This is a genomic window from Halomonas sp. M4R1S46, assembly GCF_025725685.1.
Taxonomy (GTDB): Bacteria; Pseudomonadota; Gammaproteobacteria; order Pseudomonadales; family Halomonadaceae; genus Halomonas.
Genome location: NZ_CP107008.1, coordinates 1,883,073 through 1,895,707 on the forward strand (window position 1 = coordinate 1,883,073; position 12,635 = coordinate 1,895,707).

Here is a 12,635-nt window from a genome sequence, read left to right on the forward strand (position 1 = left end):
ACAGAAGCCCGCCATTCGCGCGCTGCGAGGCCGTGTGGCAGGCAAGGGGGCCGCCGATGGCGATTGCGATTGCCTTGATCGTACTGGCCGGGGGCTCGGTGTTGTTCTATTTCCTGAGCCCTTGGCACCTGACACCCCTGGCGTCCAATTGGGGGGCCATCGATGTCACGATCGGCATTTCCTTCTGGGTGACCGGCGTGGTCTTCCTGGCGATCTCCCTGTTCATGGCCGTCGCCCTGATCCGCTATCGCCACCGGCGCCACAGGCGCGCCCTCTACGAGCCGGAGAACAAGCGGCTCGAACTCTGGCTGACCGGCATCACCACGCTGGGCATCGCTGCCCTGCTGGCCCCCGGGCTCTTCGTCTGGGGCGATTTCGTTCGGGTTCCGGACGATGCCCACGAGGTGGAGGTGGTGGGCCAGCAGTGGCATTGGAGCTTTCGTTTCCCGGGCCGGGACGGTGTCTTCGGCGACGCCCGCAATGCGCTGATCGACGAGGCCAATCCCTTCGGCCTCGTGGCCGATGACCCGCATGGCCGGGACGATGTGCTGGTGGATCGTCCCGGTGTGCTGTTGCCCGTCGACCGCCCGGTGAAGGTGCTGCTGCGTTCCAAGGATGTGCTGCACAACTTCAAGGTGCCGGCGTTCCGCGCCAAGATGGATGCGGTCCCGGGCCAGGTCTCCTACTTCTGGTTCACCCCCACGCGTACCGGTGAGTACCAGGCGGTGTGCGCCGAGCTGTGTGGTGTCGCGCACTTCGCCATGCGCGCCCGGGTACAGGTGGTCGAGCCGGAGCGTTTCGACGCCTGGCTGGCCGAGCAACCCACCCGTGGCGAGTTGATCGCCCGTGGTCCGGGAAACCCCGAGGCGGGCAAGGCGCACTATGCGGCCTGCCAGGCCTGCCACGGGGCCCAGGGCCAGGGCCAGCAAGCCACCAACGCGCCACGCCTCGCCGGCCTGGATGCCGACTACCTGCGCCGCCAGCTGCACAACTTCCGTGTCGGCGCCCGTGGCACCCGGGAGGGTGACAGCTTTGGTCGGCAGATGCGGCCCTTCGCCCAGTCGCTGCCGGACGAGGCGGCGATCCGCGACCTGGCGGCCTATATCGAGACGCTGCCGGTGACGCCCACGGCCGCGACCGTCGATGGCGATCGGCGGATGGGAGAACGGCTATACCGCAGCTGTGCCAACTGCCACGGCCCCCAGGGGCAGGGACGGTCTGCCTATCGGGCCCCGCGCCTGGCGGGCATGAGCGACTGGTACCTGGTGCGTCAGCTCCAGCACTTCCGCGCCGGCATCCGCGGGCGACATCCCCGGGATGCCTATGGCAACCAGATGGTCGACATGGCCCAGGTCCTGGTGGATGATGCCGCCATCCGTGACGTGGTGGCCTATATTCACGACCTTCCCGGTACCGCCTCGGCCGGGGCGAGACAGCCGGGCGTGGAGGAATGAGCCATGCACGAACGCGAATATGACGCCAGCTCCCAGGCGCCCCCCGCCGAGGTCGAGGAGATGGAGCTCGTCCATCCCAGGACCTTCCTCGGCAAGTACGTCTGGAGCCAGGACGCCAAGGTCATCGCGGTCCAGTACGCGCTCACCGCCACCGCCATCGGCCTGGTGGCCCTGGTGCTGTCGCTGCTGATGCGCCTGCAACTGGGCTTTCCCAACAGTCTCTCGCTGATCGACCCGGGCAGTTACCTGCAGTACGTGACCATGCACGGCATGATCATGGTGGTCTACCTGCTCACGGCGATCTTCCTGGGTGGCTTCGGCAACTACCTGATTCCGTTGATGTGTGGCGCACGGGACATGGCCTTCCCGTACCTCAACATGCTCAGTTACTGGGTCTACCTGGCGTCGGTACTGATCCTGGTGGCCGGCTTCTTCGTGGCCGGTGGCAGTTCCGGCGCCGGCTGGACGCTGTACCCGCCTCAATCGATCACCCCGGGCACGCCGGGGGCCGACGCCGGTATCATCCTGATGCTGGTGTCGCTGGCGGTGTTCATCATCGGCTTCACGATGGGGGGGCTGAACTATGTGGTGACCGTGCTCCAGGGGCGGGCCCGAGGCATGACCCTGATGCGCCTGCCGCTGACGGTGTGGGGGATCTTCATGGCCACGGTGATGGCCCTGCTGGCCTTCCCGGCCCTGCTGGTGGCGGTGCTGATGATGCTCCTCGACCGGACGCTGGGCACCAGCTTCTTCATGCCGGAGATGCTGTCGATGGGGGAGGGCAGTGACCACCGCGGTGGCAGCCCGCTGCTGTTCCAGCACCTGTTCTGGTTCTTCGGTCATCCCGAGGTCTACATCGTGGCCCTGCCGGCCTTCGGCATCGTCTCGGACCTGATCGCCGTCCATGCCCGCAAGAACATCTTCGGCTACCGCATGATGGTCTGGGCCATCATCATCATCGGCGCGCTGAGCTTCGTGGTCTGGGCGCACCATATGTACGTGAGTGGCATGAGCCCCTACTTCGGCTTCCTGTTCGCGACCACGACGCTGGTGATCGCCGTGCCCACGGCGATCAAGGTCTACAACTGGGTGCTGACCCTGTGGCGGGGCAACATCCATCTCACCCTGCCCATGCTGTTCGCCATCGGTTTCCTGTTCACCTTCGTCAACGGCGGCCTCAGCGGGCTGTTCCTCGGCAACGTCACCGTGGACGTGCCGCTGTCGGACACCTACTTCGTGGTCGGCCACTTCCACATGGTGATGGCGGTGGCGCCGGTCCTGGTGATCTTCGGTGCCATCTACCACTGGTATCCCAAGGTGACCGGCCGTCTTCTCGACACGACGCTCGGCAAGATCCACTTCTGGGTGACCTTCCTGGGGACCTACGCCATCTACTACCCCATGCATTTCATCGGTCTCCAGGGCGTGCCGCGCCGTTACTATGCCTACGGCGAGACCGCCTTCATCACCGACTCGGTCCAGAGCCTGAACGCCTTCATCTCCATCGCGGCCTTCGTGGTGGCCCTGGCCCAACTGCTGTTCCTGTACAACCTGGCCTGGAGCTACTTCCGGGGGCGCGAGGCGGGCCCCAATCCCTGGCGGGCCACCACCCTCGAGTGGCAGACCCCGCACACCCCGCCGCGCCACGGCAACTTCGGCGAGGAGCTGCCGGTGGTCTATCGCTGGCCCTATGACTACAGCGTCCCCGGCGTGAAGGCCGACTTCATTCCGCAGAACGTGCCACCCGAGGCCGTGGAGCGTGAAGCACCCGGGGGACGGGGAGGCGGGTCATGACCCTCACCCTGGTGCTGATGGCGGTATTAATGGGGGGCATCGCCCTCTGGCTGTTCCGCCAGTCCCTGCATGTGCAGCCCTGGGTGGCCGAGTCGGGGCCCGGGCGCAGCGTGCCGGCCCCCATGACCGCGCCACGCACCGGCCTGGGGGTGTTCCTGGCGGTGGTGACCTCGGTGTTCTCGTTGACGATCAGCGCCTACCTGATGCGACGGGAGATGGGCGCCGACTGGCGCTCCCTGACGATGCCGGGAGTGATATGGGTCAACAGCGCCCTGCTGGTGCTGGCCAGCCTGGCCCTGCAACTCGCCTGGCGGGCCGCCGGACACGGGCAGGAGGGACGGCTGTGGCGGGCCCTGCTGGCGGGAGGCGGGCTGACGCTCGCCTTCGTGGCCGGCCAGTGCGTCGCCTGGGTGCGACTCGAGGCCGCCGGCTATTACCTGGCGGCCAACCCGGCCAATGCCTTCTTCTACCTGCTGACGGTCCTGCATGCCCTGCACCTGCTGGGCGGCCTGGTCGCCTGGGGGCGGGTGCTGGTGCGCGCCCGGGGCGGGACGCCAGCCGTACAGCTGCGCCCCAGTGTCGAGCTTTGCGCGCTCTATTGGCACTTCCTGTTGCTGGTCTGGGGCGTGATCCTCGGCCTGGTGCTGGCAACCTGAGGGGAGGACGACACCATGGCGGAGACGACGCCTCGAGGCCCGACCCTGGAGCCCGGCCTGCGAGGGCTGGTCACGGACCTGGCCTCCGATCAGCGTGCCTTCAAGAACGTGCCATGGAGCAAGGCGATGATGTGGCTGTTTCTGCTCAGCGACATCTTCATCTTCGCCTGCTTCCTGGTCGGTTACATGCAGGTGCGGATCACCACGACGGCGTCCTGGCCGAATGCAAGCGAAGTCTTCGCGCTCGAGCTCGGCGGGCAGCACGTGCCGCTGCTGCTGATCGCGATCATGACCTTCATCCTGATCAGCAGCAGCGGGACCATGGCCCTGGCCGTCAAGTTCGGCTATGAACAGAGGCGTCTGGCCACCGGCGTGCTGCTGATCCTGACGGCGCTGCTCGGGGCCTCCTTCGTCGGCATGCAGGCCTTCGAGTGGACCAAGCTGATCGGCGAGGGGGTCCGGCCCTGGTCCAACCCCTGGGGGGCGGAGCAGTTCGGTGCCGCCTTCTTCCTGATCACCGGCTTTCATGGCACCCATGTCAGCATCGGGGTGCTCTTCCTGATCATCATGGCGGTGAAGGTGATGCGCGGCTCCCTGGCGGCGGGCCGCCCCGGCTTCCTGACCCGCCGCCGGGGACGTTACGAGATGGTCGAGACGCTGGGCCTGTACTGGCATTTCGTCGACCTGGTTTGGGTGTTCATCTTCGCGTTCTTCTACCTCTGGTAGGCGGCGCGGGGGAGGCAGACATGGCGCATGGCGAGACACAGCAACATCCCATCGGGATCTATCTCTGGGTCTGGTTCCTGCTGTTCGTGCTCAGCGTGGGCTCCTATCTGGTGGACGTCATCGGCCTGGAGGGGTACCTGCGCTGGACCCTGATCATCCTGTTCATGCTGTTGAAGGCCGGTCTGATCCTCGCGGTCTTCATGCACATGGTATGGGAGCGTCTGGCGATCATCTGCGTCGTGCTGGTGCCGCCAGGCGTGCTGTTGTTCCTGACATTGCTGATGGCCATCGAGGGCAACCACGTCCTGCTGAGTCGGCTGGCATATCTCGGCCCGTGAGCCCTACTCGGGGATCTCGCCGGGCACCCGGTAGCGCACGCCCTCGGCTTGCTGCTCCTCGCGCGTCCTGGTCTCGTCCTCGGCGGGAATGCCCCACACCGTCTCGCGACTGCCGTCGGGCCAGGTGTAGGTGGTGCAGCCGCCGGTGGCCGCGATCAGCAGCAGCGTTGCCAGCAGGAGGGCGCGATGGATTCGGGGCATGCCATGTCTCCGGGCGAGGCGTGAGTGTCGATGGCGGTGCCTGGGGCGCCGGCCATATGCCGTCGTCGGCCGACCGGGATCGCCGGTCGGCCGCCAAGGGGCATTGCCGTGCAGTATCACACGTGTTCGGGATCGTGTGTCCAGACCTTCACGCCGTCCTCCTCGCCGGGCACCACCACCGAGAACTCGCCCGGCCCGAGCAGGGTGACCTCATGGCCGTCCCGGGTCTTGAAGGCGGGCAGGCCCCGATGGATCGCGCCGCCATGCGGCGGGCTGTCGATTTCCTTGATGTCGTTGTACTGATCGATGACGTACTCGTTGCCGTGTTCGTCGAAGGCGATGATGGTCTTCTCGTAGTGCCGCACCGGAGTGACCTCCCGTCGAGGGTTTGTCGTCAGTATCGCAATGGCTCCGCCGAAAGGCGAATGGTGCCGGCCAAGTGCGAGCGGCAGCGTGTGACATTGAAACATACGTTTGACTGGAGTCGACCATGACCGCACAACAGCCCGCTCTCATCCAGGACGTCCTCGAGCACTGGACGTCCCGCGCCACCGCCCAGCGTGAGGCGTACGACGCCATCGCCGCCTATCTCGGCTGATGTCCTCGCCCATCGCGACGGACGAGACCGGCAGCCCCTTGTGGCTCCCGGTCTCGTAGGGCAGGGCGTGACTCTCTGTCCTGTGCCAGCCACACCGGCGGGTTATACCGAGTATTTCCTAATGGACTCCGGGCCATGACTTGCTAGGATGCAGGATTCGAGTCATTGCTGGAGAACATGATGCGTTCGACGTTCCTGTTGCTGAGTGTCGCTCTCGTGGTGGGGCTGGCGGGGTGCAGCTACGATCCCGCGCGGGTTTCCACCGAACCCCTGGTCATCTTCGATGACGATGGGCACGGCGGCGGCGATTTCTGTCCGCCGGGACAGGCCAAGAAGGGGAATTGCTGACCCCCCTCGCGGGTGATGTCCCGGGCCGGCGTTCTCCTGCCGACCCGGGGCCATGCCTCGACGCAAGACCCTGGCGAGGGGCCTGAGGCCTGTCCTGTCGACGGACCCGCCGTGCCGATCGACGTCATCGGCCGGCCTCGAGGTTCTCCCCCATAGCGGCTCTCGGCCCGCCGGCATCATCCCGCCTCGATCGACTCATCTCAGGAAGAGATCATGTTGCCCGACTACACCTGGATCGCCTGGACGCTGATCCTGCTCTCCACCTATCTGACCGGCGTCTCCAAGGGTGGCTTCGCCGGAGGCTTCGGAAGCCTCTCCGTGCCGATCATGGCGCTGGCGATCGGTCCCATCGAGGCCGCCGGCCTGCTCCTGCCCCTGCTGCTGGTCATGGACGCCTTCACGGTCAAGGCGTGGTGGGGGCGACAGGACGGGGCCGAACTCCGGCGGATGACGCCGGGCCTGGCGCTCGGCGTCGTGATCGGCACCCTGCTGATCGGCCGCCTGGACGAGAATGGCGTGCGCCTGCTGCTCGGCGTGGTCTCCCTGCTGTTTGCCTTCTACATGGTGATGCGGCCGGCCGCCGGCCGGCCCATCGCGCCGTTCTGGGCCCTGCCGGCGGGGGTCGGCTGCGGCTTCACCAGCTTCCTGGCCCATGCCGGGGCACCGCCGGCCAACCTCTACCTGATTCCCCGCCGCTTGCCCAAGGAAACCTTCATCGCCACCAGCGCGATCCTGTTCGCGACGGTCAACCTGATGAAGCTGGGGCCCTATATCTGGCTCGGCGAGATCAACCTGACCAGCCTATGGGCCTCCGCACTGCTGGTGCCGGTGGCCTGGCTGGGGGTGAGAAGCGGGCTGTGGCTGCAGCATCGCGTCAGCGAGGTGCTGTTCTATCGGCTGGTGATCCTGGCCATGGCCATCGTCGGCGTGCAGTTGATGCTCAAGGCGCTGGTCTGAGGACACGATGCTATCCGGCGCCTGAATATCACGGTCTTCCCGGCCGATGGCCGGGAGCCGAACCACGAAGTGATATCGAGTCGCCCAGAGCCGGCACGATCGGGCCAAGATGAGGCCGACCGCTACGGGGGCGCCTGCGCTTCAAGTACCTGTTCTAACGGCGATTGCTTGCGATAGATCCGGCTTTGCCCCGCCTCGGCGGGGCTTTTGCATTCAAGGGAGCTCTTGGAGAGGGGGCATGCCCCGTGCGGTCGATGGTCAGTCGGGTGGCGTGTGGAATCAAGGCCACCAGGGATCCACGGCATCGGTGTAGCCATCGTTCCCCATCGGGGTGTACATGTCGCTGCTCCCCTGGCTGGCGCAACCGCCCAGCATCAGGGCCATCAGCAAGGCGATGGCCAAGGGCTTGATGTTCATGTGTCACCTCACACCAAAAGGCTGATTGGTCCTGTGATGGCGGTCGTCAGACGGGCCGTCTGTCATGCGCGGATGGCGTGGCGGCGTGTGGCGAACGTCTCCTGCCTCGCTGGGGGCGCTTCGTTTGCTGGTCGGCATGTTGCACTGCCACTTACAGTCTAGTCCTGTGGTGGCAGTATGCCGTGGGTAATGGCCCGATATGTCGGTCGAGATACCGCGCCTGGGGCGGGGCGGTTGTCTCGCGCGAGCGACGGTCACCGTCTTCCCAATGGTAGCGCGACCCATGCCAGCGACGGAGGCAGTGCGACTCGCCGACATGGAGCCGGCCATCAGGCGGTGTCGATAAGTCAAACGCTCGCTTCAACGCTTGCGACGGGCATGGGCTGCTACATTGATTGTGCAGTGCAATAACGGGCGTGATGGCCGTCTCCCACGGTCGTTGCCACCACGGAGGGTGTGAGCACTGTGGTTTGATGATTCACGGATGGGCACTCGGCCAGGGACGGCCAACACCCAAATCAGAGCGGGAGAGGCATGCCGTTCCAGTCGCTTCCGCCATGTGGTGCTCCGGTACCGGAGTTCGTCCTGCCGATCCATCCAATGCCACCGTCACACCGCCTCGGCGGGATTCCAGGTGATCAGCACCTCGCCGTTATCGAGTCTGGTGAGGTCGACATTACCGTGAGTCTCGCTCTCCTCGAGCAGACGCTCCCAGTCTGCCGGCTCGTCACCCGGCTGTGGGGAGAGGGTGATCTGGTACTGTTGCCGATGGGTCGCCGCCTCCAGCTGCTGCTGCACGCGCCGGCCGAGTTGCTCATAGGTGGTAGGGGTGTCCTGCGCCATCATGCCTCTCCCTGTGGATTCTGGATGGGTATCCAGTATCGGCAGGGGGAGGAGCGGGAAATGCAAGCGAGGCGTCGGCTACCTGCTCACGGCGTCGCCGCCGCCGTCGACGTTGCAACACCCAGGCTCATGGCATGCACGGTGACATGCCCACAGGCACCACCGTAATCCGGACCCATCCAGGCTCGGATCAGGCATACCGTGCCGCGGCGCGCTATCAGCTTAGCTTTCTTGTGACCGTGCAGTGGCACACATCACCCTCAATACTATCAATGCGAACAACAACCGGGCGATCCTCAGCCGGGTCTTCAGTGAACAGAAGCCAGGTATTTGAATCGAACCCTCGCACGTACTCCTTGCCCACCTCAGGTTCCTCTACCTGGTGAGTGCCAATCTGCGTGGTCATGCCAACCTGAAGGCGGTTTATGTCTTGCATGGACTTCACCTGTACCAACGAAAATGGAATACCAGCTGCCATGGTACATGGCTCGCTGAGCAGCTCCCATTACCCTCTCCTATCCACCCAGCCTGCTATGCCCAGCATAGCACCGCGCCCCATGGGGCATGTATGGGGCAAGCCGGACGCCATTCTATGCGAATCTACGGGGTAGGGTGGTCCCTGCGGGAGGCGTGACAGGCCAGTAGTGGTGCGGGTTCCCGGCTGCTGGCGCTGGATGGATGCCCATATGCTGCCATCATCGGCGTATGGCTCAGTAGCCCGGAGAGCTAGCGCTAGACAGTGCCAAGGGCAGCGCGCGATTACACATGGAAGCCCAACGTTTTGACATTGTATTGATATTTTTTTGAGTGCAACGAAAAACCGCCACCCGGCATGACCCGTAAGTGGCGGTTTCTCTTGATGTTCATGGTCGGAGCGACAGGATTCGAACCTGCGACCTTTGCAACCCCATTGCAACGCGCTACCAAGCTGCGCCACGCTCCGACGTTCTCTTTCAGCCTCGGCCATGGTGCTGCCTGGCTCCCGAGAACGAGGCGTATACTAGCGCGTTCCGTGGCAAATGAAAAGCCCCTTTTGCGCTTTTGTTTCAATTGCTTGGCCCCGCTGTCCCGGACGCTGCCGGTGCCGCCAGGCTTTGTCACAATAAGGGCCTGAAATGGATGCCGTGAGACACGAGCCGAGCAGGGGAGGGCGACGATGCCATTGATCATGGGGATGAGCATGCTGCTGGCATGCCAGATGCTTGGGGAACTGGTGGCCAGGGGGCTGGGGCTGGCGATACCGGGGCCGGTGATCGGCATGGTGATACTGTTGGTGGCCCTGATGGCGTTCGGCAAGGTGCCGGCGAGCCTGAGAGTCACGGGCGAGGGGCTGCTCCGCTATCTGACGCTGCTGTTCGTGCCGGCGGGAGTGGGGCTGATGGTCCATGGTGCCCTGATCGGCGCCGATTTCTGGCCGATCGTGGTGACCCTGCTCGGGGCCACCGCCGTGACCCTCGCGGTGACCGGCTGGGTGCTGACGCGGCTGACACGGCTCCAGGGTCGCCGTGCCCGGAGGTCGTCATGAAGGTCGCGGCCCTGGATCAGCTGTGGGTCTACCTGTCGGGCAACCCGCTGCTGTCGCTGCTGATCACCCTGCTGGCGTTCCTGCTGGCGGTGAGGATCAACCGGGCCCTCGGCGGCACGCCGCTGCTGCATCCGGTGACGCTGGCCATCGCCATGCTGATCGGCTTCCTGCTGCTGGTGGACATGGACTACGCCACCTATTTCGAGGGGGCCCAGTTCATCCACTTCCTGCTCGGCCCGGCCACGGTCGCGCTGGCCATCCCGCTCTACGATCACCGCGAGCGCGTGCAGCGCCTGTTGCTGCCGTTGCTGGTGGCCTGCCTCACCGGCATCGTCACCGCCGTGGCCAGCACCCTGGGGCTGGCCATGCTGTTCGGGGCGCGCCACGAGACCCTGATGTCGCTGGCGCCGCGCTCGGTGACCTCGCCCATCGCCATGGGCATCGCCGAGCAGATCGGCGGCATCCCCTCGCTGGCGGCAGGACTGGTACTGCTGACCGGCTCCATCGGCTGCATCCTCGGTCCCGCCATCTTCCGCCTGTTGAGGGTCACGGACCCGGCGGTACAGGGCTTCACCATGGGGCTGGCCGCCCACGGCTTCGGCACCGCGCATTCCTTTGCGCGGCTCGGCGCCGTCGCGGGGGCGTTCTCGGGGCTCTCCATGGGGCTGACGGGGCTGCTGACGGCCTTCCTGCTGCCGGTGATCACGCGCGTGCTGGGGCTCAACTAGTCGACCCCGCGGGGCAGGCAATGCCGGCGGGATCGAGGCCGTGGGGTCAGAGTTCCTCCCAGATCCGCTTGCGAAAGTCCTCTGACAGCTCGGCGACCTTCTCGAGCCGCTGCATATGAGTCTGGGTGACGTCTTCCATGAGCTTCTGGTAGCACTCATGGAGGTCCTGCGGGTTGGCGGGGGTCTCGCTGCTCATGCACCCGGACAGCCGCTGACCGCTCTCGGCCAGTGCATGCAGGCATTGTGCCTCGAACTGCATGGCTTCCGCGAGGCTCTCCATCCAGGCCAGTTGCATGCGGGCCATGGGCGTGACGCCCTGGAGCCACTGCTGGCTCCACCACTGCATCATGGCGTCATTGGGCGCCTTGAGCGCATCGGCGGCATCACCCTGTCGTTCAGTCATCACGGGTCTCCTGGAAAGGTAGGGAACAGGCATAACGGAGGGCCACGATCATGGCGCCTTCCGCATCTCACCAGTATAGAAGGGCATGGCTGCCCCGGCGCTCCCGTTGCGCGGTGCCGTCGGCTTCGGTGATGTGGATCAACGCCCCGCCGCCGTCAGGCTGGGCCATACTCCCGGGGCAGAGACGCCCAACGCCGAGGAACTCGCCCATGTGGAACGTGATCAAGTCGGTGCTGGCCGCCTTCTTCGGGGTCCAGAAGGAGGAACGTCGGCGCGAGGACTTCGCGAAGGGCCGGCCCGGCCCTTTCATCGTCGTCGGCGTGGTGATGGGCATCGTCCTGGTCGTGCTGATCGCGCTGGTAGCCTCGCTGGCCGCGAAATGACGCCTCGCTGAACGTTGATAGTCGCGTTTACGGGGGGCGACGCCCGTCGCCGGTGTCGTGCCATCGGCCTTCTATACTCGATCAAGGCATGGCTAATACAACAACGCGATTCAGGAGGGGGCGATGCGCAAGCGGCTCGTGTTGATGGCGGCGGGAACCGCCTTCACGGGACTGTCCCAGGGCGTGCTGGCCAACGGCTGGAACATGCCGGTCGGGGTGACCGACGTCAGTCGCGAGATCCACTCCCTGCACATGATCATCTTCTGGATCTGCGTGGTCATCGGGATCGTCGTCTTCGGGGCGATGTTCTATTCGCTGTACCGCTACCGTCGCTCCCAGGGGGCCAAGGCCACCCAGTTTCACGAGCACACCACCGTCGAGATCATCTGGACCGTCATTCCCCTGCTGATCCTCGTCGGCATGGCCGTCCCGGCCACCGCCACCCTGAAGACCATGTACGACGCCTCCGAGGCGGACCTCGACGTCATGGTCACCGGCCAGCAGTGGCGCTGGCGCTACGAGTACATGGGGGAGGAGGTGTCCTTCACCTCGAACCTGGCCACGCCCCGCGCGCAGATCGAGGGCAGCGACGCCAAGGACGACACCTACCTGCTGGAGGTCGACGAGCCCCTGGTCCTGCCGACGGGGCGCAAGGTGCGCCTGCTGCTCACCTCCGACGACGTCATTCATTCCTGGTGGGTGCCCGACCTGGCGGTCAAGCAGGATGCCGTGCCCGGCTTCGTCAACGAGAACTGGGTGCGCATCAACGAGCCCGGCATCTATCGCGGCCAGTGTGCCGAACTGTGTGGTCGCGACCATGGCTTCATGCCGGTGGTGGTCAAGGCGGTGGAGCCCGACCAGTTCGACACCTGGCTCGCCCAGCGCAAGGAAGCGGCGGCGCAGGAGGCCATGGGCGTGGATCGCGAATGGTCCCGGGAGGAGCTGATGGAGCGGGGCGAGCAGGTCTACGGCACCATCTGCGCGTCCTGTCACCAGCCCGACGGTTCCGGCAACCCGCCGACCTTCCCGGCCCTGGCCGGCAACCAGGCGCTGTTGGACGACCGGGAATGGCATATCGATACCGTCGTCAACGGCGTCTCGGGCTCCGCCATGCCGGCCTTCCGCAGTACCCTCAATCCGGTGGAGATCGCCGCCGTGATTACCTATGAGCGCAATGCCTGGGGCAACGAGACCGGCGATGTCATTCAGCCCTCGGCCATTGCCGAGCAGCTTTCCGACTAGCCGGGCTGTCCCACCCTCACGA

The 12,635-nt window shown here is 65.5% G+C and carries 16 protein-coding genes and 1 tRNA gene; 11 read left to right on the forward strand and 6 right to left on the reverse strand.

Going from position 1 to position 12,635, the window contains the following annotated elements:
• Positions 1-56: 56 nt before the first annotated feature.
• Genes OCT48_RS08865 through OCT48_RS08885 form a run of 5 tightly spaced genes read left to right on the forward strand, consistent with a single transcriptional unit; the run spans position 57 to position 4,968 of the window.
• A complete protein-coding gene (locus tag OCT48_RS08865) occupies positions 57-1,454 on the forward strand; it encodes a c-type cytochrome (protein ID WP_263592331.1) in 1,398 nt (465 codons plus the stop codon).
• A gap of 3 nt (positions 1,455-1,457) precedes the next feature.
• The gene (locus OCT48_RS08870) at positions 1,458-3,248 is read left to right on the forward strand and encodes a cbb3-type cytochrome c oxidase subunit I (protein ID WP_263592332.1); all 1,791 of its coding nucleotides are present in this window, start codon (positions 1,458-1,460) and stop codon (positions 3,246-3,248) included.
• Positions 3,245-3,904 carry a cytochrome oxidase subunit III gene (locus OCT48_RS08875; RefSeq protein WP_263592333.1) on the forward strand — a complete coding sequence of 220 codons (660 nt, stop codon included), beginning with the start codon at positions 3,245-3,247 and terminating at the stop codon, positions 3,902-3,904. The genes OCT48_RS08870 and OCT48_RS08875 overlap by 4 nt, the downstream gene beginning before the upstream one ends.
• Positions 3,905-3,919: 15 nt before the next feature.
• Positions 3,920-4,630 carry a heme-copper oxidase subunit III family protein gene (locus OCT48_RS08880; RefSeq protein WP_263592334.1) on the forward strand — a complete coding sequence of 237 codons (711 nt, stop codon included), beginning with the start codon at positions 3,920-3,922 and terminating at the stop codon, positions 4,628-4,630.
• 20 nt (positions 4,631-4,650) lie between these two features.
• Positions 4,651-4,968 carry a cytochrome C oxidase subunit IV family protein gene (locus OCT48_RS08885; RefSeq protein ID WP_263592335.1) on the forward strand — a complete coding sequence of 106 codons (318 nt, stop codon included), beginning with the start codon at positions 4,651-4,653 and terminating at the stop codon, positions 4,966-4,968.
• A gap of 3 nt (positions 4,969-4,971) precedes the next feature.
• On the opposite strand, the gene OCT48_RS08890 is transcribed toward OCT48_RS08885, so the two are convergent.
• Both OCT48_RS08890 and OCT48_RS08895 read right to left on the reverse strand, forming a co-directional pair.
• A complete protein-coding gene (locus OCT48_RS08890; protein ID WP_263592336.1) occupies positions 4,972-5,169 on the reverse strand; it encodes a hypothetical protein in 198 nt (65 codons plus the stop codon).
• Between the two features lie 116 nt (positions 5,170-5,285).
• Positions 5,286-5,534: a hypothetical protein gene (locus OCT48_RS08895; RefSeq protein WP_263592337.1), complete on the reverse strand. Its 249-nt coding sequence runs from the start codon at positions 5,532-5,534 to the stop codon at positions 5,286-5,288.
• 398 nt (positions 5,535-5,932) lie between these two features.
• Between OCT48_RS08895 and OCT48_RS08900 the strand changes: the two genes are divergently transcribed.
• Both OCT48_RS08900 and OCT48_RS08905 read left to right on the forward strand, forming a co-directional pair.
• Positions 5,933-6,115: a hypothetical protein gene (locus tag OCT48_RS08900; RefSeq protein ID WP_263592338.1), complete on the forward strand. Its 183-nt coding sequence runs from the start codon at positions 5,933-5,935 to the stop codon at positions 6,113-6,115.
• A 213-nt stretch (positions 6,116-6,328) separates the two neighbouring features.
• Positions 6,329-7,072, forward strand: a complete 744-nt coding sequence (locus OCT48_RS08905) for a sulfite exporter TauE/SafE family protein (RefSeq protein WP_263592339.1) — start codon at positions 6,329-6,331, stop codon at positions 7,070-7,072.
• 279 nt (positions 7,073-7,351) lie between these two features.
• On the opposite strand, the gene OCT48_RS08910 is transcribed toward OCT48_RS08905, so the two are convergent.
• The 3 genes from OCT48_RS08910 to OCT48_RS08920 form a co-directional block, all read right to left on the reverse strand.
• Positions 7,352-7,489: a hypothetical protein gene (locus tag OCT48_RS08910; RefSeq protein WP_263592340.1), complete on the reverse strand. Its 138-nt coding sequence runs from the start codon at positions 7,487-7,489 to the stop codon at positions 7,352-7,354.
• 609 nt (positions 7,490-8,098) lie between these two features.
• On the reverse strand, positions 8,099-8,335 hold the full coding sequence (locus tag OCT48_RS08915) for a DUF1654 domain-containing protein (protein WP_263592341.1): 237 nt from the start codon (positions 8,333-8,335) through the stop codon (positions 8,099-8,101).
• Between the two features lie 863 nt (positions 8,336-9,198).
• Positions 9,199-9,275, reverse strand: a tRNA-Pro gene (locus OCT48_RS08920).
• Between the two features lie 213 nt (positions 9,276-9,488).
• Between OCT48_RS08920 and OCT48_RS08925 the strand changes: the two genes are divergently transcribed.
• Positions 9,489-9,857 (forward strand): CidA/LrgA family protein, encoded by a 369-nt coding sequence (locus tag OCT48_RS08925; RefSeq protein ID WP_263592342.1) that lies wholly within the window; start codon positions 9,489-9,491, stop codon positions 9,855-9,857.
• Positions 9,854-10,585, forward strand: a complete 732-nt coding sequence (locus OCT48_RS08930; protein ID WP_263592343.1) for an LrgB family protein — start codon at positions 9,854-9,856, stop codon at positions 10,583-10,585. Before OCT48_RS08925 ends, OCT48_RS08930 begins: the two co-directional genes overlap by 4 nt.
• Positions 10,586-10,631: 46 nt before the next feature.
• On the opposite strand, the gene OCT48_RS08935 is transcribed toward OCT48_RS08930, so the two are convergent.
• Positions 10,632-10,988 (reverse strand): hypothetical protein, encoded by a 357-nt coding sequence (locus OCT48_RS08935; protein ID WP_263592344.1) that lies wholly within the window; start codon positions 10,986-10,988, stop codon positions 10,632-10,634.
• A gap of 209 nt (positions 10,989-11,197) precedes the next feature.
• On the opposite strand from OCT48_RS08935, the gene OCT48_RS08940 reads away from it, so the two are divergent.
• Together OCT48_RS08940 and coxB are read left to right on the forward strand one after the other, a co-directional pair.
• Positions 11,198-11,371: a DUF2970 domain-containing protein gene (locus tag OCT48_RS08940; protein WP_263592345.1), complete on the forward strand. Its 174-nt coding sequence runs from the start codon at positions 11,198-11,200 to the stop codon at positions 11,369-11,371.
• Between the two features lie 123 nt (positions 11,372-11,494).
• The gene (gene coxB / locus OCT48_RS08945; protein ID WP_412031031.1) at positions 11,495-12,613 is read left to right on the forward strand and encodes a cytochrome c oxidase subunit II; all 1,119 of its coding nucleotides are present in this window, start codon (positions 11,495-11,497) and stop codon (positions 12,611-12,613) included.
• Positions 12,614-12,635 lie beyond the last annotated feature (22 nt).

Excerpts from the sequence above, each read along its gene's own strand:
- OCT48_RS08870 (WP_263592332.1), top strand. The coding sequence starts at position 1,458 with ATGCACGAACGCGAATATGACGCCAGCTCCCAGGCGCCCCCCGCCGAG.
- OCT48_RS08940 (WP_263592345.1), top strand. The coding sequence starts at position 11,198 with ATGTGGAACGTGATCAAGTCGGTGCTGGCCGCCTTCTTCGGGGTCCAG.
- OCT48_RS08930 (WP_263592343.1), top strand. The coding sequence starts at position 9,854 with ATGAAGGTCGCGGCCCTGGATCAGCTGTGGGTCTACCTGTCGGGCAAC.
- OCT48_RS08865 (WP_263592331.1), top strand. The coding sequence starts at position 57 with ATGGCGATTGCGATTGCCTTGATCGTACTGGCCGGGGGCTCGGTGTTG.
- OCT48_RS08905 (WP_263592339.1), top strand. The coding sequence starts at position 6,329 with ATGTTGCCCGACTACACCTGGATCGCCTGGACGCTGATCCTGCTCTCC.
- OCT48_RS08935 (WP_263592344.1), bottom strand. The coding sequence starts at position 10,988 with ATGACTGAACGACAGGGTGATGCCGCCGATGCGCTCAAGGCGCCCAAT.
- OCT48_RS08880 (WP_263592334.1), top strand. The coding sequence starts at position 3,920 with ATGGCGGAGACGACGCCTCGAGGCCCGACCCTGGAGCCCGGCCTGCGA.
- OCT48_RS08925 (WP_263592342.1), top strand. The coding sequence starts at position 9,489 with ATGCCATTGATCATGGGGATGAGCATGCTGCTGGCATGCCAGATGCTT.
- OCT48_RS08885 (WP_263592335.1), top strand. The coding sequence starts at position 4,651 with ATGGCGCATGGCGAGACACAGCAACATCCCATCGGGATCTATCTCTGG.
- OCT48_RS08890 (WP_263592336.1), bottom strand. The coding sequence starts at position 5,169 with ATGCCCCGAATCCATCGCGCCCTCCTGCTGGCAACGCTGCTGCTGATC.
- OCT48_RS08910 (WP_263592340.1), bottom strand. The coding sequence starts at position 7,489 with ATGAACATCAAGCCCTTGGCCATCGCCTTGCTGATGGCCCTGATGCTG.
- OCT48_RS08915 (WP_263592341.1), bottom strand. The coding sequence starts at position 8,335 with ATGATGGCGCAGGACACCCCTACCACCTATGAGCAACTCGGCCGGCGC.
- coxB (WP_412031031.1), top strand. The coding sequence starts at position 11,495 with ATGCGCAAGCGGCTCGTGTTGATGGCGGCGGGAACCGCCTTCACGGGA.
- OCT48_RS08875 (WP_263592333.1), top strand. The coding sequence starts at position 3,245 with ATGACCCTCACCCTGGTGCTGATGGCGGTATTAATGGGGGGCATCGCC.